Genomic DNA, 22,866 nt, shown 5'->3' with positions numbered 1-22,866 from the left:
TAAATTTTACTCCATGCTTTCTGTTTTTTGCCATAAAAATGCCCCCAAATAGTGTCTAACTTTTTGGGGGCAGTGCAAAATGGGGCTTTTTTATTACATGCAACATTTTTACCTGAACGTCGTCATTTACCTTAAACCTTATTTATGAAACCTATTTTACAAAAAACAATATTGCTTATTTTCATTTTGGCCATAATGAATCAGCTGTTTGCGCAACATAAATTTGCTCAATTATCATTAGCTGATAATTCTGATAAAGTACTGGATCAAATATTGCAAGACAAATCGATAAATGCTGACTCAACCTACAAGTTATTAAATAGTTGGCGCCATTACGCCAAAATTACACAAACCGGGCAGGAATATATTTATTATTATACTGACCCGCTTTTCGGACAAGTCCCCTTGCGTGTATATATTCCGGCATCTTATAAAAACACCCAAAAGTCGCCATGCGTATTAATGTTGCATGGTGCAGTTGGAAGAAGTCTTTTCACTGATATTGACAACCCTAATAAATTTGATGCCGACATTCTTTTTTCCACCTTAAAAAAGCAAGATTATATTGTTGTTAGGCCAGTGGCGGACCGAGATAAAAAGTTTGACTGGGTTGCAAACAAGTTTGGTGGCAGAAACGGGAAGGCTCCAAACCCGACCTTTAAATCTTTAACGAGCATTCTTGTTTCACTAAAGAAAATATTAAATATCGATGACAGCCGGATCTTTGCCTTTGGTCATTCAGATGGTTCCGACGGGGCTATTGGTCTCGCTGTTTACTCGCCTGATATATTTGCCGGCTTTGTAGCTTATAATTCAATGCTTAACAACATTTTCGCCAAAGACTTTTACATCAGGAACGTTAAAAATAGCCATTTATATATCGTTCATTCCGATCTTGACGACCTAAGACCTATTCAGCAAACGCGGGCAATCATTAATGAGCTTATTAAGAACGACCCAGGTATTCTATATAAAGAATATATTGGATATCAGCATGAAGATAAACACCTGGATAAAGATGTTACCTACTCTGTAGTCTTTATGAACAGCGAAAGAAGGAATCCATATAGTACCGATGTTTATTGGGAAGCCGATAAGGCAGACCTATATAGCTCGTGCAATTGGCTAAAAATTACAGGTATTGATACTACAGAAAAAGCTGCAGACTGGTATTCAATATTTAATTTTGAACTATACGATAAAAAAAACAAGGTATGGATGAAAGAACCACTTTATTATTACCAATTAAATAAGGATGCGGCAATTAAGGCAACATATAACAATAATACTTTTAATATTGAAACCTCGAGGGTTACAGGAATTGAACTTTTAATAAGCCCGGTTATGATAAATCTAGAAAACCCTGTGATAATTAATGTAAATGGCAAGCAAGTTTTTGCTGGAAAAATATCAGCCGATAAAAGTTACTTGATTAAGCAATTTAGAAACAACTTTGACAGACAAGCACTTTGGATATCTTCGGTAAAAGTAAAAGTTGAATAAAACTGGGCAGCCCTTATAAAATGGATTAACAGCTTATAACAACAAAGCCCCGTAAAAAACGGGGCTTTGTTGTTATATTTAATTCTACCTAACTTATAAAAGATTAATTTTGGCAGATTATGAAATCTGGCAAACCCACCATATTGGTTGTAAACGACGATGGCATCACCGCGCCCGGGATAAAAGCCTTAATGGATACCATGAGCGAAATCGGCAATGTCGTAGTGGTAGCACCAGATAGTCCGCAATCAGGTATGGGGCATGCCATTACCATCGGTAGTCCGCTGCGTTTGGATAAGGTAGATATTTATGAAGGGATTGAAAGTTACCGTTGTTCAGGCACTCCTGTCGACTGCGTAAAATTGGCAGTAAACAAAGTTTTCAAAGGTAAAAAGCCCGATCTGTGCGTTTCTGGCATCAATCACGGATTGAATAATTCTATCAATATCCTGTACTCAGGCACCATGTCAGCAGCTGTTGAAGGGGCGATTGAAAGTATCCCATCAATAGGGTTTTCACTGGATGATTATACCCTGCAGGCTGATTTCAATCATTGCCTAAAATATGTAAAAGAAATAGCACTGCAGGTTTTGCAGAATGGGTTGCCTGCCTCTACACTGCTCAACGTCAATTTCCCAAACACACACCACATAAAAGGCATCAAAGTATGTCGTCAGGCCAATGCCAAATGGGCCGAGGAATTTGATGAACGCATGGACCCGCACAAACGCCCCTATTACTGGCTGACGGGTGTTTTTCAACTGAACGATACAGGCGAAGAAACCGACGTTTGGGCGTTGGAGAATAATTATGTATCAGTAGTGCCCGTGCAGTTTGATATGACTGCGCATCATGCTATTCCTTTAATTAACACCTGGAAGTTCAATATCTGACGGCTATGAAATATTACTTAGTAGCCGGCGAGGCCTCCGGCGATCTGCATGGGGCCAACCTAATGAAAGCGCTGAAAGAAAAAGACCCGGATGCTGAATTTCGTTTCTTCGGCGGTGACCTGATGCTGGCAGAAGGCGGCACCCTGGTAAAACATTATTCAGAAATGGCTTACATGGGTTTTATCGAAGTAGTGGCTAACCTGCGCACGATCTTCAAAAACCTGAAAGCCTGCAAAGAAGATATCGCTGTATGGCAACCTGATGTTTTGGTGCTGATCGATTTTCCAGGCTTCAACCTAAAAGTTGCTGAGTTCGCTAAAGCAAATAATATTTTGGTATATTATTATATTTCGCCTAAAGTATGGGCGTGGAACCAGAAGCGGGTACTCAGGATAAAGCGCATCGTTGATCATCTGTTTTGTATTCTGCCCTTCGAGGTTGATTTTTATAAAGACTGGGGAATGGAAGTGGATTATGTGGGCAATCCCTTACTGGATGCTGTTTCCGCCTTTAAACCCAACCCAGATTTTCGGCAGCATAATCAAATCACAGATAAAAAGGTCATTGCGTTATTGCCCGGCAGTCGCAAGCAAGAGATCAGCCGCTTGTTGCCCGATATGATTGCCGTTGCTGAAAAATGGCCCGATTATCAATTCATAATTGCAGGAGCACCTTCGTTTAACCAGGCTTATTACGATCAATACTTGCAGGGCAGTCAAATCAAATTGGTGTTTAATTCGACCTATGATCTGCTGAACATCGCCCATGCAGCCATCGTAGCTTCGGGAACTGCTACTCTGGAAACTGCCTTATTTAATGTGCCGCAAGTGGTGGTATATAAAAGCAGCACCATCAGCATAACCATAGGAAGAATGGTGATCCGGGTAAAATATATTTCTCTGGTTAATTTGATAATGGATAGCTTGGTAGTAAAAGAATTGATCCAGCAGGACTGCAATCCTGAAAAAATCAATGAAGAAATAAGCCTGATTTTAAATGATAAGATTTATCGCGACAACATGCTCGGCAACTATAGCAAGCTTCACCAAAAAATGGGCAAACCCGGTGCATCTGAAAAAACTGCCGGACTCATTATAAAATACGCGAAAAAAAAATAGCGGCCAACATATATTGGTCGCTATTGTAATGTCTTTAACCCGGAAGGCGGTTCGTGTTAGCGAACTTGTAACCTTACCTGCTGGTTCCCATATAATAATTGCTGTTTAAGGCTTTTATTATTATTCAAATCATTCATCAAAATCGTCTTCAGCTCGTTATCAAAGCGGGTCAATAGTTTACTGGCGTTAGTTCTTTTATGATTCTTCATAATCGTCTAATTAGGGTTGCTACTTATTATACGTGTTCACTCGTCTTTTGGTTCTTTGTCTATGTGATCTTTTTCGGTAAGATTATCTTTTCGTCTTTTTGCCTCCTTGTATTGTCTTATAATTTGTTCCTTATCACGTTCGTCAGAGGGCAACTCAGGGTTTTGCGGGTTTTCCCACTCCTGTTCTTCGTTGCTTGTTTTTTCCTTTTTTGGAGCGATCATATCGGCTAATTATGTATCAGACAACCCCAATTTTGTGCCACAAATTACTGTTAAAGAAAATAGCGGTGTACAATCGTGCTGAATAAAATGAAAAACAGGATTTTATACCAATGCAGAAATCGGTATGATCACCCATGAATTAGAAAGCAGCGAAATATCGTCGCCTAATTAGTCTTTTAACTATACACCGCGCCTGATTTTTTGTACAATCCGGTGACTTAACAGGTGAACAATGACCGCGATAATAGACAAAGCAATTCCCAGAATACATACGCCTGTCCATTGATAATGCGCCCAGGCCTGAGCAGCAAGGTAAGTGCCGAAGCCACCGCCAATGAAGTAAGTTACCATATAAATGGTATTAATTCGGTTGCGCGCTTCGGGCCGCAGGGCAAATATCAGCGACTGGTTAGAGATATGCGTTGCCTGTACGCCCATATCCATTACAATTACACCTATAATCAATCCGATGAAGCTATGGGCAGAAAAGTAGAATATCACAAACGAAACTACAATGAGTAACAAAGTAAATGCGGATAGTTTATAGGCATCCATTTTATCGCTTAGTTTACCCATCAGCCCGGCGGCAAGTGCGCCGAAAGCACCTACCAAGCCAAATAAGCCCGCGACATCGCTGCCCTTATCAAAGTTCTCGCGCAGTAGAAAAGTAAGTGTTACCCAAAAAGCGCTGAAACAGGCAAAGCATAGCGCTCCTCTTATGGCTGCAACACGTAACGCAGGCTCTTCTTTTATTAAGGTAAGTAGCGACGTCATCAGCGCCCTATATGTTCCGGTATATTCAGGTTCAACTTCGGGAAGCAGGAAAAATAACAGCAGCCATATCACTACCATTACACCGGCAGCTATATAAAACATTGCCCTCCAGCCCAGGTGCGCGCCAACAAATCCACTGATTGTTCTTGACAACAGTATCCCCAATAATAGGCCGCTCATCACAAAACCGATCTTGGCGCCACGCTCCGCAGGTTTGGCCAGATGAGCAGTCATCGGGACCAGCAATTGCGGGATCAAAGAGAATATACCTACAAGGTAGCTGGCAGCGATCAGCAAATTAATCCCCGTAGCCATTCCAACCAATACCAACGCCCCTGTAGCCAAAGCAAGACAAACCATGATCAGCCGTTTCCGGCGGATCATATCAGCAAGCGGTGCGATAAAAAGCATCCCCGTAGCATAACCTAATTGTGTCAGGCCACCTACCTGCCCCGCCTTGCCACTCCCGACATGAAAAGTACGGGCCATATCGTCCAACAAAGGCTGGTTATAATAAAGATTGGCTACGATCAGTCCGGTTGCTATTGCCATTACCCATAATAGCGAGGAGGTAAGTTCGGGATGAGTATAGCTTCTTGTATTAGTCATGTAAGCAAATAGATCTTCCGGCAAAAGTGATAAAGTATATGAAGAAAGATGTTGGCATTAAGTAATATTCTCAAAATTTTGCGTTATAGATGAAATAAACTGTAAAAATGCCTCAAACAGAGACAATCATCGTTAAAAACCGATAATTAAAAGCAGAACTTTAACAATTTTTAGCTTATCGAGGCATTTTCGTTAAAAAAAGATCGATTAATTTGGCTTAAGTAACAAAATTGAGATAAAATGAGGATTTATAATTTGATATTTACTTAAAAATAATTTAAAACCGAGGCAAAAACGCGAAAAATCAACAAATTATTCAATTTTTTAGAGTTTTATTGATCTGATTTTTATGATTTTATTGATTTTATTAAAAAAATTGTTGCTTTTATGAATTTTTTATCTAATTTTACATCGTTGACTTAAATAAAAGAATAACACGACGACAAAAAATTACATATTTATATAATTTCAGTTGTTTAGTTAGTGTAAAATTAATGTTAACAGAAGTTAATTGAATTACTGACAAAAAAATTACAAATGTGTATAGGACATTTCAAATATAAGTGTTACTTTTACACCATAAAATTTTAAAAAAGTCTTCTCATAATTTAGGTTTATAATTGGTTAGTAAAGGCCCCTGCCCATCAGGGGCTTTACTGTTTTTAGGTGGTTTTGCGACGCCAAAATTTCGAATTGCAATCTGTCAAATTAGCTACTTACTCAACTCTGATTGCAGTCGTTACCAGAAATTCAGTCCTCTTTTTCGTCCTTCATCTGAGCCTTCGTTATATAAACACGATGGCCTTTTTTATTGATGTAATAGTAATGCGAATGTTTGGTGATATAAACAGATTCACCATGAGGCCCGCGCTTCTCAGCATACTTTTTATCGACAATGTGCGACTCTGTGTTTGCGGCGGTATTGGATACCTGGTTTCCTACTTTTCGTGTTACTTTACCGACCTTTGTAGTGTCGCTTTTGATAGTATTTGCCATTCCTTGAATAGCAAATAACATTGCCCCCAAGAACAGGGCAGTCTTTATTAATGTTTTCATTGGTAGTGAATTAAGTTAATTCTATATTAACTCAATGGCCCTGCGAATGTTTCATTTTGAGTAAAGGAGTCCGATTTGATACAGGATGAAATCGACAGACCGCTTATAGGGATAAGTACATTTTACAGCAAATTTGCATTTTAGATATTTCGTTTGGGGCTTTATTTTAAAAACATATATTTGCAATCCGATTCGGGGGATTAGCTCAGCTGGCTAGAGCGCTTGCATGGCATGCAAGAGGTCATCGGTTCGACTCCGATATTCTCCACACATTGATTATCAGGCTTTTAGATTATTTTCTAAAAGCCTGATTTTTTATCGGGTACAACATAGGTACAACAGTATCCTTCATTACAATTAAGTTTTCTTATGCGTAAAGTGCGAGAAAATTGTATTTGTTAGTTATTTTTAGCCAAGTCGATTACAATTCACCATAACGCCTTGCAATATTTTCATAGCACCCGCTTAAGTTCAATTTCTAAATTTATACGAGGTTAAGGTTTATGCCGGAATCAGATGGTCGATATCCGCGAATTCTCCATTAATCATTTCCGTAGTCAAAATCCGGTTCCTCATCTCCTTCGATTTCGTAGTATTCCCGCGGGTCATATATTTCTTCCATTTTATATTGACCGCCCAATTCAACCACGTCCAACTCAGAATGGTTTGTCAATTCGAGGTCACAGCAAAAACATTGAAAATGAGTAGGCAGCACATTCATATTCTGTATGATCTCGCTCTGTGCCGGATCTGTGGTTGCAAAGAAGCTTGCCTTTGTGCAACCAGGTATTCGTTGATGTCGTTAAAGCCTTGGTAAAAACCTGATGCATCGGTGAAGCTGATACCCGCTGCCTGCAATTTTTCCATTGCTGCAATCCCAGCCTTGTCGTGATTAAGCATCAGGAAAGCTTCCTGGTAACTCTGTAAAACGGGCACCGCCCTTTCGGCCAATGCAACGGAATTCAGGATGATAAAATCCGAATGAGATTGACCTCTCTTCAGTTGCAAAAGCGAAAGGAAATCAGTAAAGCCTTCCAGAACAATGGCGGCTTTATGCCCACTGTCAATGATGGTAATGTCCTTGGGAGACGATGCGCCTTTGAACCAGTTATTCCGCAGCTCATAGCCACCCGAACGATTAGGAAAGCCAATAGCGAAATAAGATTTGCCGCCGATGGTGAAATCGATGTCTTTGCAATAGCTAGCGGCAATGGCCGGATCAATCTTGCGCGATTCCAGGTAGGAGACCAAGGCAGGGTGACTAAGCGCTTTCACGCCGGTGATCATCACCGGGTTCTCCGGCTGCGGATCTGCCCTTTGCGACGTTTGCTGACGAAAAGAAAAATCAAGATTGCCATTATTTAAACGCTCCAGGAATTCCTCTACCGAGCAATGATGCATGCGTATTCCCAAGTCAATTAAATTGCCGCCGATCCCTTCACCAAAATCCATCCAGGCGTTAAGCTTAGTGTTCACTTTAAATGAAGCGGTCTTTTCTTCCCGCAATGGCGATAAGTACCAGTAGTTATGACCTTTGATCCTTTGCGGCTGAATGCCGCATAGCTCCAGGTAATCTATGATAGGGAGCTCTTTTGCTGTTTTACAGTTATATCGTGTCATGTTGTAAAATCTAATGGGTTTATAATTAAATGATGCAGGTGCCAAACCATACGGGAGGGCTGCCCTTGATTTTATGATGAATGATGAGCGATAGCTGTAACTATTTATAAATAAATTATTTATATCCTCATCATCATTTCATCATGGTTTTCTACTTTGATGAGTTTGCTCATCGCGCTCATCATTGCTCATCGTGCCTCGTCAAACGATGATGAGCGTGTAATGCGCTGAAAAGCAATTCGATAAATGAGTACTTAGCCCGACTCATCAAACTTTTGCCTGAGCCACTCTTCCGTAATAGTATAATACCTGCCTGTTTTGGCAACTGTTACCAATTCGTTGAGGTTATTATAGCAATAGGTTAAATAACTTAAACTGTTCGGCGCCGGCACAAGGCCCCATTCCTGTTGCATCAGCTGCGACACATCCTGCCGTGTCAGGCGCAACATGCTTTTTTTAAGCAGGTCGAGGATATCCTTGTTGGCAAAGCGCATTTTCTCGTTTGGGTTATGCTCCTGAATCTCTTTGAACAGTAACAACAATTCCGTTTCAAGCCTATTGCGGTTATTGCGCATCACGCGCAATAAAGCATCCGTTCGGATCTGCTGCTCGGAAAACCACATCCGGGTGTTACCGACCGGCACCGATAAAGGCCGCTTCGATAAATGGAATAGGAAAGCAGGGATCTCCCTGGTCATTTGTTCCAAAAGGCGAACATTCTCATTCTCGAATACGGGGACCTTCCTGACCCAATAACGGGTCTCTGTCGGTTCAATGACAATAAAATTGCACTCATTATCGGAACAAAGGATAAACTTGCCAAAGAACTCTGTTTCGCGCTTATCCTTGCTTTTGGCTTCTACCTTGGATACTTTGGCGGTGCTCAGGTTCTTAATCTTTTCCGAGTCCTCCTTTTTGTCCAGCAGTACTTCCTCCACGGCGATGATCAGCATATTCATCCAGTCGGAATTGAACTGCGAGCGAAAATCATGGTTCCCGTTAAAGGTCATGTTGTTACCGAAAATCACTTTTAATAAGTCAAGGAACGTTGTCTTTCCTGTCTTACGTTCTTTGGATACCAGGCAAAGAATAGGTAGTTTAATGACCGGCCGAGTATAGAGAAGGGCAATATAATCCAGCCCCAGCTCGTACTGCTCACCAAAGATGTGATGCAAAAAGCTCAAAATGGTCTCACAGGAACCCGGCCCTGGTTTGAACTCCAAAGGATGATACTTATTAAAGTAATTGCCAATGGTTTCCCGGTAATCGGTATGGCTGGGAACACAGCAATACACATCGAACTTGCGGATCTTTTTGATTGCATCCGCACTCAAATCTCTTTTGAGTGTTTCCGATGACCAGAGCAACCAGCCGTCCGTATAACCGCCGGTAACCATGGGTCGCCGCGTGCGCTTGTAATATGAGGTCTGCACGCGGATGTAACTTCCCGGTTGGTTTAAGGGAAAAAACTGATCAGCCATAACAGTAGTTATTGCGCGACGGTCTGCTGGCCGCTGCCGATCCCTGCCAATAGTTTTTTACGGGAGAAAAGCAGCTTGCCTTCCACTTTACAGAAAGGAATCTTTTTTCTTTTCACCAGCCCATAAAGTGAAGTGACTTCGTACTTGATCAGGACGGCTGCTTCCTTGGTATCCAGCAAGGTGTCATCCTCGTTATCCGGGCGGGGTGGCCGTAAGTGTACTGCATTTCTGACAGATGACTCAATAAGCTCCTGGAGCTCCTGTGTCGATAGGGTAGTAACAAATGTTGCGTTCATAAATTAAAAAAATTGATGAACACAAAAGAGTATGAAAATAACCCAACGTTAGTGAACGAAGTTGAACGTCGTTAGGATCTGAGTATATAAGTCGGTACTTTCTTTAAGACTTCGTAGGCTTTTTTAGCATATGTTCCACCGCTTTTATGCACAAAGTCTATGGCGGAATCTTTCTTCTTGGTCATATTCCGCTGAATGTCACCAACTGATTCGTAGGTATCAAAGGGAGAGAAGTTGAATTTAAGTAATTCACAGTATTTCATCTGCGGTACTTTCAGATACGTCGTATTCAGTTTATAGGTAGCGTGCATTAATAGGCATAACAAATTTTGATATCCTGGTGCCATTTGATAATAGTGTTGGCTATTGCTAATAGGCCAAATTTGTTCCTGGTCATCCGCTTTAAAAAGTCTTCCCAGCAGGTCCTTAATTTCGTCTTCGCTACTAAAGGCTTGCGGCACCTGCATCAGTTGGCACAGCTGCATATCCAATAAGGCGCACCAAAGGTCGAATATCTTACTGGCTGGATATCGTAAAGAAATATGATTGTTAAAATCAGTAGCTGTAATCCGCGGCAGTGCCGGTTTCGGCGCAGGTTCTATCGGTGCTTCAGTTACCGGTTCCGGTTTCACTTCCGGCTCAGGCATTTTAACAACGGGATAAACGTTTACTACGGGTGGCACCTGTTCTTTTTCTTTCAGATCTTTCAGGTTGCTGTATTCCTGAAAGCCTTTGACCAGCGATGCCTGTATATATCCCAAGGCATAAATTACCTCAGGAATGGCAAAGCCTTCAAAATAAAGGTTCACGTGACAGTAAGTAATAAAGTCCCGAAGGGCTTGCTTTTTCTGCTCCAACTCCAGGGATAAAAAAGTTTGGCCAATCTCTTCGTAGAATTGTGCAATACCAGCGGAGTAGCCGTCATAAAACAGTTCTGCTAATTCATTTATATATGTTTCTTCAATTGGCTGGATGTTATTGACCAGTATCTTGTTATACCCCGATGCTGTCTTCTTAAAGATCTTAATTAAATTCGGTTCACTCACATAAAAGGACTGCTCCTTATTTATTTCGATTCGCTCAAAAGAGAAGCTACGGTTGAAATTAAAGTCAAAGTCATCAGGTTCGAATAATCCGTCGGTTGATTCAAGAAAAGGATATTTACTGTAATTGTCGGTATTGATACCGACAACTGGATGGAACGCTTTGAGGTTTAAGAAATACATAGGCAGTTTACAATTATCAATAGCAAAACTTCGCAAATAGTTTACTTATTTCTTAATGTCAAATAGTATCGAATATTCTACACGCTGTGTAGGATATTCGATACCATAATGCTTACTATATGATAGGATTTAATTTCCTAAGCACTATTTTTAAGCGATTCCAATGCAGATTTGGCTCCTCATCTGTCAGGAAAGCTTCCTTTTGGAAATCTTTAAGACGCGCCGGAAGATTTTCCCATTTTTTGCCCATTTTGGCGGCGAAAACAGTTGCGCCACCGGCAATTAATATATCGGCAATCGAATGTGTTTTTACTTTGAAGAAGGAGGGTTGGATTTCTCCACTTGGTTGAATGCTTGTTTTTTTCATGACTTGTTCTCCTTATTACAAAACTACAAAAAAGTCTTTCGGTTCCATTTGTTAGGCAAGTTGCCTTTGGGCATGGCGTCCCCGCAATCAATAACGGGTGATGACTTCCAATGATCACCGCCTTGACCTGCTGTTTGTTGACATTTATGCACACCACTGGAAAATGATTTGATACAGTTTTCCAACCTCAGCTTTCCGGAATACACTAAAAAAAATGCCCCGGTCAAAAAACCAGGGCATCTAAATTTTAGCGATTATGTTAACCGCGTACCTTATACCCCGGTATGATGACGGGTTCAAATTTCTCTATGTTTTCGGACATGCCATTAAACCTGCCGGTACTGATCACTTTAACTGTAGACGTGTAAGAAACGGCCACAAAACGGCCATTTGCTTCACGTGCCACCGCAAAGCTCCCGTTAGTTCGTTTCTTCGAAGATTTCCTCGTAGCGTTTGATGATTTTTTTAGCGTCTTCATCCTTCGTTTCCTTTATAACAAATATAGCGCTATTTTCTTTATTACCATAAACATTGTGCTGTTTATAGAATGTCCGCTTAAGTATTTCCCGATATACCTTATAGCGTTTATTGTTGGCATTTTCAGTTTCATCAGGCAAATTAGCAGCTAAAAAGCCCCAATTTTGAAAACCCGTTGCGGCAGTAATATCCGCCATGATATCTAATATGGTTCCCCCAATAACCCCGAAAGAATTTTGGCGGGTCAGTACCCGATACCTGAGATCCTGAATATCATCCAGCGAATTGACTTTAGGTGTAAGGTTGATCTTCGGATAATAATCCAGTGTTAGTAAACCACCGGCGTACGTTTTCACTGAGACAATATATTTAATGCAGCTTCGCTTGTTATGCCTGTAAAAACGATAAATAAATTCGCGCTCAAATGTCTCATGACGCGAATATTTGTTTTTACGGACTTGAACAAGTTTATAGGGTGCGGATTCATTAAACATAGATCTACAGCGTATGGCTATTTAAAGAGAGCATTTAAAATCTCCCTGCTAAACGTAATTGGTAAAATTATGGATTTAAATCGCACTATTTATCATTTCGTCCATTACGGGATCACCGATGTCATCTAAATAAATATTAGTCGTCTTTAGGTCGTTATGGCCTAAAGACTGCCCTATCATTTCTTTCGAAATTCCGTTTCTCCTTAAAGCAGTGGCATAAGAGTGACGCGCTACATAGGAGGTAACCGTCTTTTCGATACCGACAGATTCCGCAATTTCTTTAATATGGGTATTTACCATTTTAAGCACCTTTAGCTTGCGATACTTGACAGACTTTGCCAGGGTTGATAATAAGTATTCTTCCCTAACATAATAGATATTATTTCGTATAAGCGAGCATTAAACCAGAATAAGAATTTTCATAGAAAGGTGTGCTTTTTTGGCATTTTTATAACCAGAACTTCATTTTATTTGAATAAAATTAATTAATTTTCTACTTTGTAGCCATATTTTCAGAAATGGACTTTTGTACAAGTAATATAGCAAGGAATATTTTGGTGCCATTTATAGCAGCCATATATTTTTTTGTCGCCACCTCGCATATATTTTTGTTGAAAAATACCACTCATGCTGACCTCAAATCACAAATACACAACAAGGTCAATTTTAAAAGGACGTTTAATGTTTTTTATTCCAAAGTTGATAATACAAGTCTGATAAAACTGATAGACAAAACAACAGTCGAAAACAAAAAAACAGTGACCGATTTTATAAAACTTATAGCTGAGTGTTTCGTAACTATCCTATTTGTTTTAGCAGTTTGGCTGCTGGAACCACGATTATTGAATATCCGATCGTCCGGGTATTTAATAGATTATCAAAACCATTACCTATCCCTCTGTGCTTTAAGAATTTGATTTTTTACATGGCAGGCCTGCCTTTGATAGCCCCCAATAATTCAGGGGCATCGATTACCATTAAACCCTTTAGTGAGAAGTAACAAAGTATTATTGGTTTAACTAAAATCAAATTTTTAATTTTAATGAACTCGTCTAAAAACGTTCTTCAGTTTCTCTGTTTTAGATCACCCTATGGAGGAAGTTTCTTTAAATCGCTGTTAAAGCTGGAGCAAAGCCTTAAGAATGATGCTGTTGACATGATCTATTTATTCCATGAAAACACCGCTGATATCCCCTGGGTGCAGGGCCTTATAGATGAAGGCAAAAAAATCTATTTCCTGAGCGGTAATTTCTATCGGGACATATTCACGATCAAAAAAATTATAGCCCGGCATCACATAAAATATGTTCATGCTCATTTTGCAGGCACAAGACAATTTTCCATGTTCAAAATTGTCAAGATGCTTTATAAAAAGAACCTCATTATTATACGTCATTTAAGGAACCATGATAAGCCTAGGGGGCTTGTTAGTGAAAGCTTAAGGAAAGCTTTAAATCATGTCGATTTATACATAGGCTGCAGTGAGTCGGTTGCTATTGAGTACCGCAAAAATTTCAAGCTTACGAACGACAAAGTGACCTATGTTACCAATGCTATCGACTTTAATCGCCTGAACAAATATGAAAAGTTAAGCAGGGGTGATTTTTATATTAGTTCGGACACTACCGTATTTTTGATGTTCGGATTCGACTATTATAGAAAGGGGGTTGATATTGTGCTGGGGGCGATGGATGGGTTGGTTGAAAAAGGTCATGATGTTTGCCTGCTGCTAAGCCTATCGGTAAACAGGGAAGCCATTGAGCAAAAGATAAAAGACCGTTTCGGGGAAATTCCGGAATGGCTCCGAATCTTAAAACCAAGGGATGATATTGCTTCATATTATAATCTGAGTGACTATTTTATCTCGGCAGCCCGTGAAGAAGGTTTTTGCAATGCGCTTGTAGAAGCTGCTTATTGCGAAAAACCAATCATCAGTAGCAACATCCCGGGACCGCAATCGCTGAACATACCGCACACCTATATGTTCGAATCAGAAGATGTTGCCGGCTTACAAGATGCCATGCTATCGCTTATATCATTAAGCCATGATAAGAAAAAGCAAATAATCGTCGATCAGAAAGCTTATGTGGAAAAAGCCTTTAACCTGGATGAATGGGCGCATCAAATTAAAGGCATTTATCAGAATTTGAATTAACACTAGCTCACAAGCGCAAGAGGCTTTTAGATAAAAACTAAAAGCCTCTTTTTATTTTAATAGCTATATCTCTTTACATTTTCATATCACCCATCGAGGATTTTTTTCCTAATTGGTCTAATGCGTGCCTAAATGCTTTGGCCAGATCAAGCGCCGGGCCTGTGCCAAGATAGTGCAGAAATTTGATAGCGGGCTTGTCGCCTAACATGTGACTGTGTACCGCTACAACTTCAATATTATTGGCACGGAAGGCTTTAATTACCGAATTCACTTCGTGATCCAGCATGGCCACATCACCTGCCATATGCGCGTTTTCCATTGATCCGCAAAACGACGCCCAAGTATTGAGGCCGATATTGGTAGTCATTTCGGTGCCCATTGCAACCACTGTTAGATCTGGGCGACCAATGGTGTATTTAATTGTCGGTCCATTAACAGCTGCCTCATATTTCACGATCTCATTTAGTTTAGTCACATCAAAAATATCCTTGCCGGTTTTTGCCGGAGGCGGCCCTGCCGGCGGTTGGTTAGCCGGTAATATTTTACTGTTTGAGATCGCTTTTGCATATTTCTTGGCCAGTTCTTCGGGAGAGCCCATGCCATGTAAATGCATATAAAAAATACGCGGCTCTTCATAAAAAAAGTGATTGTGAATTGCCCCAACTTCCAGACCTTCGGCCTGAGCAGCAGTGATTAGCGGGTTTACCTCTTCCTGCAATAATACATTGTCCCCCATTAGCATGGCTGATTTCCCATCCATCGTGCGTTTGATGGATACCCAGCCGCCAAAGCCAAAAGGAATAGGAACCGGCTCACCTTTTAAGGTTACTTTGAGATCATTGCGGGGTAGCCCGATAGTATAAGTCGACTCTGTCTCTTTGTAACTACCCTTCTTCCCGATAGCTGCTTCAATAGCAGCGATCTCAGCTGGCGTTAAAGCAGGAGTTTTGGGTGATGGCAAATTCAATGCTTCTGCTTTTTCTAAACGTAGTAGGCTTGCCCCGGTTAATAAAGCACCTGCCTTCAGGATATTCCGGCGGCTTAAAGAATAATCGCTTTCCATGGTATCTGTGTTTTAAATGGTTTTTATGATGATGCCCAACAATGCTGCAATTAAAATTAAATAAGGTTCCTGTATTTTTTTTGTATAAATCAGCAATAATACAGCAGCTATGGCTATGAGTGCGGTAGAAACATCAACGATAGACCGTGTGGCTATTATAATTACCGACCCTACCAACGCGCCAATTACCGCAGCTGTAATACCGTCAACAAAAGCTTTGACGCTTTTATTTTTTGCGATTTTTTTAAAATGAGGAGCTAAGATCACTGTAAATAAAAAACAAGGTAGAAAAGTAGCCAAAGCAGCTATAGCCGCTCCCGGAAATCCGGCAACAAGATACCCGATAAAACCCACGGTTATAACAACAGGTCCGGGCGTAATCATAGCCACAGCAACGGCATCTACAAATTGCGATTCGTTGAGCCAATGGTAATCGTTTACCACTCCCGAGTGCAAAAAAGGCACAATAGCCAGTCCACTTCCAAATACAAAAGTGCCTGCCTTAAGAAAAAATAACCCGATCCTGATTAAAGTATCTTTTGAAAAAGTCCAAAAACCTATTCCGGCCAATAAAAATACCGGCAGTGCTGCAGGTTTTTTTAGCCAACCCGGTGGCGCCTTAATGATCATATACAAAAGACCACATGCTATAAACAGAAAAATTTGTTCTTGCTGTGTGATTACGGTCGATACCACAGCTATGAGATAAAACACCCATAATAACCAATTAGTTTTGATCGACTCAAGGCTGATTTTGCCGACAGATTTTAAGGTCAGCTTATAAGCACTGATAGAGATAATGCCTATAACCGCCGCGCCTACCCCATAAAACACTTCGCGCATCCATGAAAGGCCGCTATACATTCGATACAGCAAACCTAACAGCACCACCATTATAAATGACGGCAGCACAAAAGCTAAACCCGCCAACGCGGCTCCCAGCAAACCATAGTGCAAAAAACCAATGTAAATACCTAATTGTGCAGCTAACGGGCCAGGTGCAAGTTGCGCTAAAGCCAATCCTTCCCGGTATTCCTCTTCGGTTAGCCATTGCCTGTCATCTACCAGGTCGCGGTGCATATACCCAACCAATGCAACAGGGCCGCCGAAGCCCCAGGTACCCAGTTTCAGGAAATAAATTACCAGTTGGCCTAAACTATATCTGCGTTCGTCCATCACAATCAATATTATAGTGCGGAAGAATAATTAAATAGAACCGGATTAACTATTTGTATCCTTTTTACTTTTTCTGGCTGTTTTTCTTATAGGCCGATGGATTTTGTCCCGTTTGCTTTTTGAAAATCCGATTGAAATGGCTCTGATCTGAAAACCCCGTCAGGTAAGCGATTTCGGTAAGTGAATAATCAGTGGTGTCCATTAGCCCAATGGCTTTTTGAATGCGCATTTTTCGCATATAGTCGCCAAAGCTCAGGTTATCAAAATACTTCGAAAACTCCCGCGAAAGATATGCCGGGTTGATCTCCAGTTCTTCAGAAGCCTGCTGCAAGCTTAGGCTCATATGAGTGTCCAACTGATCCTGGATCATTTCCCTTAACGAACTAGCCCAAACCGGTGCTTTTTTACCTTTTTCCTGCTTTAGGTATTGGTGATAAACCTGCAAAAGTAATTGTTCAACAGGGCCCTCCTCTCCATGTTTCTTTTTAAACAGATGCGTTGCCCAGCTATACAAACCGTCATAAATTATCATGCCTAACTCCAATAGTTCATGATCGTCCTTACTATTATATGCCAGGCCGGAAAAGATAGCCTCAAGCCCGGAGGCTTGTGGTGCAAAATCATGCCGATCGGTGTCAGCACCACGTACGATTGCTGCAATACGATGTAATGCAGGGTCTTTTAACTGATGTTTCTTTAAAAAATAATCAAATGTGCATTGATCTTCATAGTGGCTATATTCTACGCCGGGCAGATCAAAAGGTATTGCGTTTAAGATTGTCGCCTTTTCCAGCACCTCTGAATATGGAACATAAATGATCTCACCATCCGGATCAACAAACCGTTTGATCAGCCAGGGGCAGGCAATGCGGTCAATCTTCGGTTTCTCGCGGGTGATCCATTTCATGTTTACAGGATTAATTCAGATTTATCAGCTAAATTAGTTAAACCAATGAAAAGCTATCATTTCTTGTCCATATTGATCTTTTTTACTGCGCTTATAACCGGTTGTGATCACTCCATAGGTTATGGGCAAAATACGCTCAAATTAGAAAAAGAGGTACCCATGCCCAACGTTAAAGGCCGCATTGATCATTTGGATATTAATCTTAAAGATCAGCTGGTCTATGTGGCAGCACTCGGTAATAATACGATAGAAGTAGTTGATCTTAAAACCGGGAAAATATCACATAGCATCACAGGGTTGAACGAGCCGCAGGGTATAGCCTATATATCTAAGCATCACGAACTATTTGTAGCCAATGGCGGAACGGGTGAATGTATTTTTTATAACGCTTCTACCTGGGTAAAAGTGGGATCTATAAAATACGACGATGATGCTGATGATGTGCGCTATGACGCTGCCTTAGATCGCATTTATGTTGGTTATGGCAGCGGCGGTATTGGGATAATTGATGCTGCCACCCGTAAAAAGATAACTGATATTGCTCTATCCGCGCATCCTGAGTCTTTCCAATTGGATACAAAAGAAGATAAGATCTGGATAAATATGCCCGGCTCGGGAATGATTGGCGTTGCTGATCTAAAAACAAATAAGCTGGTTAATCAGTGGAAAAAATTGCTCCCCCGGGCTAATTTTCCGATGGCGTATGATTCTGTTCAGCATCGCATCATGGTTGGCTACCGCATACCTGCTACGTTAAAAGTATTGGATAGCCACTCGGGTAAAGAAATTTTCAGTTCGGGGATGGTGGGCGACGTGGATGATTTTTATTGGGATGAAAGCACTAAACAAATCCTGATAAGCGGAGGTAGTGGCTCAATCAATATTTTTAAGCAGACCGGTGCTACTGCCTATAAGCAAGTCGCCGACATGCCCACCAGGAGTGGCGCACGCACTTCGCTTTGGATACCTGAGTTACGTTTGTTTTTAGTAGCCGCCCGTTCAGCTGACGGCAAGCCCGCTACGCTTCTTGTCTACCGCCTAAATAAATAAATTCCTTATTCTGAAATATTAGGGCTCGGGTCGACTGCATCAACCCTGTGATTTAATGCAGTAGCGGTACTACAGGTCACAAAAGCTGATTATGCCATACTGAGGATAATTCTGCGGCATTTTAATTTTTTTTTTTATTCTCTGTCCAATTCCCGGGAGGTCATCAGTTGATAGGGTATAATTCAAAATATCAACTTATAATAAAAACAACATGGAACAACGAATCAATGCCTTTCATAAAGGCCAGAAAGCGTTAAGCGCATTGTATAGTTTAGGCACTTATTTAAAAAACTCGATGATAGATCAGGAACTTTTAAACCTGATCTATTACAGGGTTTCCCAAATTAACGGCTGCGCCTTTTGTCTCGATATGCACTCCAAAGACTTATTAGCTAAAGGTGAGGATCAGCAACGTTTACTGGTGCTGAACGCCTGGCGAGAAGCGCCATTTTATACCGACCGCGAGCGAGCTGCATTAGGCTGGGCCGAGGCTGTTACCAATATTTCCGACGGCCATGTCCGCGATAGCGATTATGAAACTGCAAGAGCTCAATTTTCAGAGAAAGAGCTAATTGACCTGACAATTGCGACAGTTACCATCAATAGCTACAACCGTATCAATATTGCTTTTCGCACTACTGCAGGTACTTATAAGGTAGGTCAGTATGCGTAAAAAAGAAGGGCTCATGACAGTTACCATGAGCCCTTCGTATTATATCCGTACTTTTTTATTTTTCAAACACAACCGCATCGGGTTTAGCACCTAATTCTTCCAGTATTTTACTGATCTCGATAACCATCTCATCCGGTCCGCATACATAAAAATGCTTGTTAAAGTCTTTTACTTCAGCTTTTAAGAAATCGCTATTGATCTTACGCTGATCGTATTTGCTATCCTTTTGCCGTGTTATGGTAAAATGAGCATTCTCGCCCAACATCGTCTCAAACTCTTCTTTCAGAATAATGTCCTGATCCGTTTTATTGGAAAAGAATAATACGTTGCAGGCAACTTTCCCATCCTTGTATAAATCCCGCAGTATTGCAATAAAAGGGGTGATACCCGCCCCCCCCGCAATAAAGTAACCAGGACCTTTGTACTCAATTGCACCCCATGCATCACTGATGATCAATTCATCACCCGGCCCCAACCGACTCAAATGATGCGTAACGCCCTGTGGATTGGGGTATATTTTGATCACAAACTCCAGGTGTAGTGCTCCTACCAGTCCTGTGAAGGTGAACGGGTGCTTATTGTCCTTCCAGCCTTCTTTATTAATCGATAAGTCGGTTGCATGGCCCGGCACGAATTCAAAACCCGCCGGTCTTTCGACAACAAAATGTTTGACATCATGCGTAACCAACTCTGTCGAAATTATTTTTACTATATGATCCATAAATACAGCGATTAATTGACCAAAGTTAGGTCATTCAAAGTGGATAACGATCTGAAGAACAATTATTCAACACAAAAGTTCAAAAAGTTGAAACTTCATTTTAAAAACAGAATTGATGTGTAAACTTGTGTGTTGCAGAATTGATTCATGCCTTAATCTGAAACAATTGAAATTTTTGATCATTGAAGACGAAGCAGGGCTTCGTCAGAACATAGCCGACTATCTGAATGGTGATGGTAATATTTGCGAATGCTGCGCTTCGTTAAAATGCGCTATCACCAAATTAACCGATTATCTATATGATTGCGTATTACTCGACATTGGATTACCTGACGGCGAGGGATTTGCGGTACTCGATTTTCTGCGAAATGGCTTAAGGAACGAGTCTGTGCTGATCATTTCGGCGAAAGGGTCGCTTGACGACAAAATAAAAGCTCTCAATATTGGTGCAGACGATTATTTGACTAAGCCATTTCACCTGGCCGAGTTAAAGGCAAGAGTAGAAGCTGTTTACCGCCGCAAAACCTTCAGCAGCAACAATCCTGTAATTTTCAATGAGATATCGGTCGACCTGCACGGAAGAAGTGTTGAGGTAAACGGACACAGTTTGACACTGACCCGTAAGGAGTACGATATGTTGCTTTACTTTATTGCCAATAAAGGCAAGGTGATATCAAAAAATGCCATCGCGGAGCATTTGTGGGGCGATGAAATGGATATTCATGATCATTACGATTTTATATACACCCACATCAAAAACCTGCGCAAAAAATTAATGGATGCTAATTGTAACGACTACATTAAATCGTTGTACGGCATTGGTTACAAATTCACTGCATAAATGAAGCTTTCAGATCACTACAATAAAGCCAGCGTTATCACAACTATTTCGGTGCTGCTTACTGGCGGGGTGATCTATTTCTTCGCAATCACCTACATATCAAGGTTACAACTTGACCGGGACCTCACGGAAGAGGTAAATGAAGTAAAAGAATACATCAAAGGCAACCATAATTTACCCACACAGGTTGAGTTTGATGAAGATGTAACCACCTTTATAAAAACCGACCAACCAGTTTTTAATAGAAGATATTTTGATACAGTTTTTGTCAATCCAAAAGAAAAAAAGCAAGAAGAAGGACGGGCCGTTGAAGACATGGTCGCTCTGAACGGCCAGCATTACAAAGTGATTATTACAGTATCGCGGGAGGGCACCGAATACCTTATCCAAATAATTGCCCTGATCACGCTTGCGCTTGTGATTGGATTGCTGGTTATGCTATTTCTTATCAACCGGTACGTCCTTCGTGGCCTATGGAAGCCCTTTTATAACACATTGAATGAGTTGAAAGCATTCAATATTTCTGAACCATCTAATTTCAATTTGCAGAATAACCAGGTAGATGAGTTTGCTGATCTGAATCAGGCAGTACAGGTCATGTCTGAACGGATAAAACACGACTTTCAGCACCTGAAACACTTAACCGAGAACGCCTCACATGAGATGATGACACCACTCGCGGTGATTACCACTAAACTGGACACCCTGATCCAGGACGAATCATTAAATCCGGCACATTACGATCTGATCAATGATATTTATGTAGCGTCAGGAAAGTTATTGCGATTGAACCAAACCATGTTGTTACTGGTTAAAATTGAAAATAACCTGATTGAGGGAAACGAGGTTTTAAGGCTGGACAACCTGATCCGCGAAAAGCTTGTACAATTTCAGGAACTGATTAATACAAAAAGCATCATTGTTTCAGAAAAACTCGTGGAAAAGGAAATATTTGCCAGCAGATACCTGATAGATATACTGTTGAATAATTTATTCAGCAACGCAATAAGACATAATACCCCTAACGGTCATCAATACATTACCCTTACACCGGGTCAACTCATTATTCAGAATACAGGCATTCCAAATGCTTTGCATGCTGAGACCATTTTTGACCGGTTTCAAAAGGGCAGCCAGTCAGAAGGCACAGGTTTGGGATTAACCATTGTAAAGAACATTTGTAACCTGTACAATTGGAAAGTCCGCTATTATTTTGATCAGTCGCTTCATACTTTCGAAATAGTTTTTTAACTGTTCCCGCCTCTCTGCTGGTTGCTTTTTTGATGATAGATATGCCTGTTCTTTCAAAAAAACTTATTTTTCTGTAACCAATTTTTTTTTCAGAAGTCTCCAATGTATAAATACAACAAACAGACTGTTTGAATACACTGAGCGACAATGCGATCATGCTCCGGGTAAAAGCCGGGGACCTGGATAGAATGGGCTTACTGTTCGAGCGGCATCACCGTTCACTCTATGGTTTCCTGTTTCACATGACGTATCAGCGCGAGGCGAGTGAGGACATGGTGCAGAACGTGTTTTATAAAATGCTAAAATACCGCCACACCTTTACCGGACAGGGCGAGTTTGTGGCCTGGATGTTCCAGATAGCGCGCAATACGCTGAAGGATCAGGCTAAAAAGAATAAAAATAAAATACAGCAACTGTCTGCCGAAGAAATGGAAGACAAGCTGCCAGGCGGTACCAGCGCTGATGAGCAACTGGAAAAGAAGCAGGATAAAGCAGCTTTGTATAAGGCTATGGCCAGTTTAAGCGAAGACCACCGGGAGGTATTGACGCTGAACCGCTTGCAGGAACTGAAGTATCACGAGATAGGGCAGATACTGGGGATATCGGAAGTGGCTGCAAAAACAAGGGCATTTCGGGCCATGCAGGAACTGAAGAGCATTTACAGCAAAATGGAACGTTAAAACT

26 protein-coding genes and 1 tRNA gene are annotated in these 22,866 nt (G+C 41.0%); 10 read left to right on the top strand and 17 right to left on the bottom strand.

Going from position 1 to position 22,866, the window contains the following annotated elements; all coding sequences use genetic code 11:
• Positions 1–405: 405 nt before the first annotated feature.
• The 3 genes from Q3A68_RS22830 to lpxB all read left to right on the top strand — a co-directional run bounded on the left by Q3A68_RS22830 (position 406) and on the right by lpxB (position 3,514).
• A complete protein-coding gene (locus Q3A68_RS22830) occupies positions 406–1,503 on the top strand; it encodes a hypothetical protein (protein WP_302903466.1) in 1,098 nt (365 codons plus the stop codon).
• Between the two features lie 119 nt (positions 1,504–1,622).
• The gene (gene surE, locus Q3A68_RS22825; protein WP_302903465.1) at positions 1,623–2,396 is read left to right on the top strand and encodes a 5'/3'-nucleotidase SurE; all 774 of its coding nucleotides are present in this window, start codon (positions 1,623–1,625) and stop codon (positions 2,394–2,396) included.
• A 5-nt stretch (positions 2,397–2,401) separates the two neighbouring features.
• Entirely contained in the window at positions 2,402–3,514 is a 1,113-nt protein-coding gene (lpxB, locus tag Q3A68_RS22820; RefSeq protein ID WP_302903464.1) for a lipid-A-disaccharide synthase, read from the top strand.
• Positions 3,515–3,570: 56 nt separating this feature from the next.
• Here the strand turns inward: lpxB and Q3A68_RS22815 are convergent, their stop codons facing one another.
• The 4 genes from Q3A68_RS22815 to Q3A68_RS22800 all read right to left on the bottom strand — a co-directional run bounded on the left by Q3A68_RS22815 (position 3,571) and on the right by Q3A68_RS22800 (position 6,384).
• Positions 3,571–3,723: a hypothetical protein gene (locus Q3A68_RS22815; protein WP_302903463.1), complete on the bottom strand. Its 153-nt coding sequence runs from the start codon at positions 3,721–3,723 to the stop codon at positions 3,571–3,573.
• A 36-nt stretch (positions 3,724–3,759) separates the two neighbouring features.
• The gene (locus Q3A68_RS22810; RefSeq protein ID WP_302903462.1) at positions 3,760–3,945 is read right to left on the bottom strand and encodes a hypothetical protein; all 186 of its coding nucleotides are present in this window, start codon (positions 3,943–3,945) and stop codon (positions 3,760–3,762) included.
• Between the two features lie 180 nt (positions 3,946–4,125).
• Positions 4,126–5,328 carry an MFS transporter gene (locus tag Q3A68_RS22805; protein ID WP_302903461.1) on the bottom strand — a complete coding sequence of 401 codons (1,203 nt, stop codon included), beginning with the start codon at positions 5,326–5,328 and terminating at the stop codon, positions 4,126–4,128.
• Positions 5,329–6,078: 750 nt separating this feature from the next.
• Positions 6,079–6,384, bottom strand: coding sequence for a hypothetical protein (locus Q3A68_RS22800; protein WP_302903460.1), 306 nt, complete (start codon positions 6,382–6,384; stop codon positions 6,079–6,081).
• Between the two features lie 194 nt (positions 6,385–6,578).
• Between Q3A68_RS22800 and Q3A68_RS22795 the strand changes: the two genes are divergently transcribed.
• A tRNA-Ala gene (locus tag Q3A68_RS22795) sits at positions 6,579–6,652 on the top strand.
• A 273-nt stretch (positions 6,653–6,925) separates the two neighbouring features.
• Here the strand turns inward: Q3A68_RS22795 and Q3A68_RS22790 are convergent.
• From Q3A68_RS22790 to Q3A68_RS22750, 9 genes are all read right to left on the bottom strand, one after another.
• A complete protein-coding gene (locus Q3A68_RS22790; protein ID WP_302903459.1) occupies positions 6,926–7,057 on the bottom strand; it encodes a hypothetical protein in 132 nt (43 codons plus the stop codon).
• Positions 7,058–7,101: 44 nt separating this feature from the next.
• Positions 7,102–8,004 carry a DUF8464 domain-containing protein gene (locus Q3A68_RS22785; protein ID WP_302903458.1) on the bottom strand — a complete coding sequence of 301 codons (903 nt, stop codon included), beginning with the start codon at positions 8,002–8,004 and terminating at the stop codon, positions 7,102–7,104.
• Positions 8,005–8,258: 254 nt separating this feature from the next.
• Entirely contained in the window at positions 8,259–9,485 is a 1,227-nt protein-coding gene (locus Q3A68_RS22780) for a primase-helicase family protein (protein ID WP_302903457.1), read from the bottom strand.
• A gap of 8 nt (positions 9,486–9,493) precedes the next feature.
• Positions 9,494–9,781: a helix-turn-helix domain-containing protein gene (locus Q3A68_RS22775; RefSeq protein ID WP_302903456.1), complete on the bottom strand. Its 288-nt coding sequence runs from the start codon at positions 9,779–9,781 to the stop codon at positions 9,494–9,496.
• Positions 9,782–9,852: 71 nt separating this feature from the next.
• Entirely contained in the window at positions 9,853–11,007 is a 1,155-nt protein-coding gene (locus Q3A68_RS22770; protein ID WP_302903455.1) for a hypothetical protein, read from the bottom strand.
• 115 nt (positions 11,008–11,122) lie between these two features.
• A complete protein-coding gene (locus Q3A68_RS22765) occupies positions 11,123–11,374 on the bottom strand; it encodes a hypothetical protein (RefSeq protein WP_302903454.1) in 252 nt (83 codons plus the stop codon).
• Between the two features lie 259 nt (positions 11,375–11,633).
• Entirely contained in the window at positions 11,634–11,780 is a 147-nt protein-coding gene (locus tag Q3A68_RS22760; RefSeq protein WP_302903453.1) for a hypothetical protein, read from the bottom strand.
• Between the two features lie 13 nt (positions 11,781–11,793).
• On the bottom strand, positions 11,794–12,207 hold the full coding sequence (locus Q3A68_RS22755; protein WP_302903452.1) for a hypothetical protein: 414 nt from the start codon (positions 12,205–12,207) through the stop codon (positions 11,794–11,796).
• Between the two features lie 213 nt (positions 12,208–12,420).
• Positions 12,421–12,645 carry a tyrosine-type recombinase/integrase gene (locus Q3A68_RS22750; protein ID WP_302903451.1) on the bottom strand — a complete coding sequence of 75 codons (225 nt, stop codon included), beginning with the start codon at positions 12,643–12,645 and terminating at the stop codon, positions 12,421–12,423.
• Positions 12,646–13,387: 742 nt separating this feature from the next.
• Between Q3A68_RS22750 and Q3A68_RS22745 the strand changes: the two genes are divergently transcribed.
• Positions 13,388–14,500 (top strand): glycosyltransferase family 4 protein, encoded by a 1,113-nt coding sequence (locus Q3A68_RS22745; RefSeq protein ID WP_302903450.1) that lies wholly within the window; start codon positions 13,388–13,390, stop codon positions 14,498–14,500.
• Positions 14,501–14,573: 73 nt separating this feature from the next.
• Here Q3A68_RS22745 and Q3A68_RS22740 read toward each other — a convergent pair whose 3' ends face one another.
• The 3 genes from Q3A68_RS22740 to Q3A68_RS22730 form a co-directional block, all read right to left on the bottom strand.
• On the bottom strand, positions 14,574–15,563 hold the full coding sequence (locus Q3A68_RS22740) for an LppY/LpqO family protein (protein WP_302903449.1): 990 nt from the start codon (positions 15,561–15,563) through the stop codon (positions 14,574–14,576).
• Between the two features lie 12 nt (positions 15,564–15,575).
• Positions 15,576–16,739 (bottom strand): chromate transporter, encoded by a 1,164-nt coding sequence (locus Q3A68_RS22735; RefSeq protein ID WP_302903448.1) that lies wholly within the window; start codon positions 16,737–16,739, stop codon positions 15,576–15,578.
• 64 nt (positions 16,740–16,803) lie between these two features.
• Positions 16,804–17,646: a chromate resistance protein ChrB domain-containing protein gene (locus Q3A68_RS22730; protein WP_302903447.1), complete on the bottom strand. Its 843-nt coding sequence runs from the start codon at positions 17,644–17,646 to the stop codon at positions 16,804–16,806.
• A gap of 45 nt (positions 17,647–17,691) precedes the next feature.
• On the opposite strand from Q3A68_RS22730, the gene Q3A68_RS22725 reads away from it, so the two are divergent.
• Both Q3A68_RS22725 and Q3A68_RS22720 read left to right on the top strand, forming a co-directional pair.
• Positions 17,692–18,696 (top strand): YncE family protein, encoded by a 1,005-nt coding sequence (locus tag Q3A68_RS22725; protein WP_302903446.1) that lies wholly within the window; start codon positions 17,692–17,694, stop codon positions 18,694–18,696.
• Between the two features lie 211 nt (positions 18,697–18,907).
• Complete coding sequence (locus Q3A68_RS22720; RefSeq protein ID WP_302903445.1) at positions 18,908–19,369, top strand: carboxymuconolactone decarboxylase family protein; 462 nt, start codon at positions 18,908–18,910, stop codon at positions 19,367–19,369.
• A 55-nt stretch (positions 19,370–19,424) separates the two neighbouring features.
• On the opposite strand, the gene Q3A68_RS22715 is transcribed toward Q3A68_RS22720, so the two are convergent.
• Entirely contained in the window at positions 19,425–20,090 is a 666-nt protein-coding gene (locus tag Q3A68_RS22715) for a ferredoxin reductase domain-containing protein (RefSeq protein ID WP_302903444.1), read from the bottom strand.
• Positions 20,091–20,256: 166 nt separating this feature from the next.
• On the opposite strand from Q3A68_RS22715, the gene Q3A68_RS22710 reads away from it, so the two are divergent.
• From Q3A68_RS22710 to Q3A68_RS22700, 3 genes are all read left to right on the top strand, one after another.
• Positions 20,257–20,931 carry a response regulator transcription factor gene (locus Q3A68_RS22710; protein ID WP_302903443.1) on the top strand — a complete coding sequence of 225 codons (675 nt, stop codon included), beginning with the start codon at positions 20,257–20,259 and terminating at the stop codon, positions 20,929–20,931.
• Positions 20,932–22,182 (top strand): sensor histidine kinase, encoded by a 1,251-nt coding sequence (locus Q3A68_RS22705; RefSeq protein ID WP_302903442.1) that lies wholly within the window; start codon positions 20,932–20,934, stop codon positions 22,180–22,182. It begins immediately after the preceding gene.
• A gap of 128 nt (positions 22,183–22,310) precedes the next feature.
• Positions 22,311–22,862: an RNA polymerase sigma factor gene (locus Q3A68_RS22700; RefSeq protein ID WP_302903441.1), complete on the top strand. Its 552-nt coding sequence runs from the start codon at positions 22,311–22,313 to the stop codon at positions 22,860–22,862.
• Positions 22,863–22,866: the final 4 nt, after the last annotated feature.

The sequence above is a fragment of the Mucilaginibacter tolerans genome, assembly GCF_030519375.1.
Taxonomy (GTDB): Bacteria; Bacteroidota; Bacteroidia; order Sphingobacteriales; family Sphingobacteriaceae; genus Mucilaginibacter.
This window is presented reverse-complemented; position numbering and strand designations above follow the sequence as displayed.